This is a genomic window from Luteibacter sp. (genome assembly GCF_036499525.1).
Taxonomy (GTDB): Bacteria; Pseudomonadota; Gammaproteobacteria; order Xanthomonadales; family Rhodanobacteraceae; genus Luteibacter.
The window spans coordinates 1-1830 of record NZ_DASYDO010000024.1 but is presented as its reverse complement, the minus strand read 5'-3'; the positions used below and the strand labels follow the sequence as shown (position 1 = coordinate 1830).

The 1830-nt window shown below is 64.9% G+C and carries 1 protein-coding gene and 1 pseudogene; both read right to left on the bottom strand.

The genetic code is table 11. The annotated features are described in order from the left end of the window. Positions 1–1380, bottom strand: a 1380-nt coding sequence (locus VGM71_RS04865) for a type VI lipase adapter Tla3 domain-containing protein (protein ID WP_331542694.1), incomplete at its 3' end; no start/stop codon positions are given. 72 nt (positions 1381–1452) lie between these two features. Next, a pseudogene (locus VGM71_RS04860) lies at positions 1453–1830 on the bottom strand (hypothetical protein); the annotation flags it as partial.

Here is a 1830-nt window from a genome sequence, read left to right as displayed (position 1 = left end):
GTCGTGGAGCGCCAGCGGCGTGGGTTGCGCCTTGAGGATCGGACCCAGTGCCTTGGTCACGCCCGCATCGTGGCGGGTGTCGCGAAAAAGTCGCGAAGGCACGTCGTCGATGGGCAGGGTGCCGACCGCCCGCGTCCAGCCTTCGCGCAACGCCGCGACCTGCGCCTCGCCGGTGAGCGGCTTATCGTCCTTGTCGCGCAGGCGCACGGTGACCGGCCGGTGCAGGTAGCCCATGATCGGCGGGTTGTCGAACAGATCGACTTGCCAGTTGGTCCAGCGTAAGGGGAGGAAGTCGGTACGCTGGAAGCCGGGCACGCCCTTGTCGTCAATGGTGGCCAGGAACTGGGGCAGGACGCTCGCCCAATGGCTGGCGCTCATCGTGGTCGAGCTGTAACGGATGTGATGTTCCTCGCCGTAACGGCGGCTTTCCTTCCAGTAGAAGTTGTAGAGCTTGATGTAGTCGTATTGGGTCTGCTGCGGCGTGCGCGCGATGGTGTCCTCGTGCATGGCGTAGGGCCGGATGAAACGATCGACCCGATCGGTGCGGCTGACCAGCAGGGCAACGACGCTGAGCGGTTTGTCGGGCTTGTGCGGCCCTTCGATGCGCCGGGTGCTTGAACCCTGCATGTACTCGCGAACGATGTCGCCGTCCTTGGTCATGACGATCGCCTGCGGCACCTCCGGATGGGCATCAAAAAAGGCGAACAGTTTATCGACCAGCGGCGAGGCGTCCTCGCCGTTGATGTCGTCTACCCAGATGCCGAAGCTGTACACCAGGCTCGCGCGGCGAAACAGGTTACTGTAGTACTCGCCAGCAGACTCCTGTGCGGACGGATGCGACGGCGGCTGGGCGGCAAAGCCGGGCACGGGCCAAAGGTGCATGGCGTCGAGCGCGACGTGGTCGGCGGCAATCTCGCTACCGACGGAATACCGCGTGAGCCGGCGTCCCGCCGACTGGGGATAATCCTCAATGCGCTGCGACAGGACGGATGCCATGGGCCGGACCGACGTGAAGCGTTTCCATATCTCGTCCTGGGACAAGCCTTCCAGATAGAAGCCGAGTCCGCGGATTTCCAACGCAAAGCGATCGCCGATGCCTTGGAGGATGCGTTGCCGGGGCTCCATGGCGCGCTCCCGGGCGAGCGCGGCCTGCTGCGCTTTCTCCGCCTTTTCGGTGCGTGCGACACCACGGGAATAGGTCACCAACAAGGCGCCGAGGCCGGCCAAGAGGGCGATGAAGCCAATGATGGGAATGTACTTGCCGAGGATGGCGTTGGCGGAGGAGGACATACCGGAAGCCTGGATATAAATGGACAGGGTGACCAACAGCACACCGGCCACGCCGGACAGCGCGATGGCGCCGTGGCGAAGGCCGGTCACGAAGTGCGGCGGGAGAAGGGAAAGGAGCGTGGCGGGCCGCGCCCGGCGATTCCTGGAGATCCGTCGTTCCTGTCAGCGAATGTGGGCGTAGAAGGGATTGCGTTTCTCCTCACCTTCCCAGGCCGCCTTCGTCTTCTCATCGGGCGGGCTGATCAGGGTGAAGGTCACATCGCCGTTCTCGCGGCGATGCACGGTGGCCGACGGGCCGCCGAGCTTGTAGCTGGCCATCGTGGCCAGGGCGATCTGCACGAAGGGCGAGGCGATGCCGGTATCACCAATGCGCGTGCCGATGTCGAAATCCTGGTCCATGTCGTGGAGCGCCAGCGGCGTGGGTTGCGCCTTGAGGATCGGACCCAGTGCCTTGGTCACGCCCGCATCGTGGCGGGTGTCGCGAAAAAGTCGCGAAGGCACGTCGTCGATGGGCAGGGTGCCGACCGCCCGCGTCCAGCC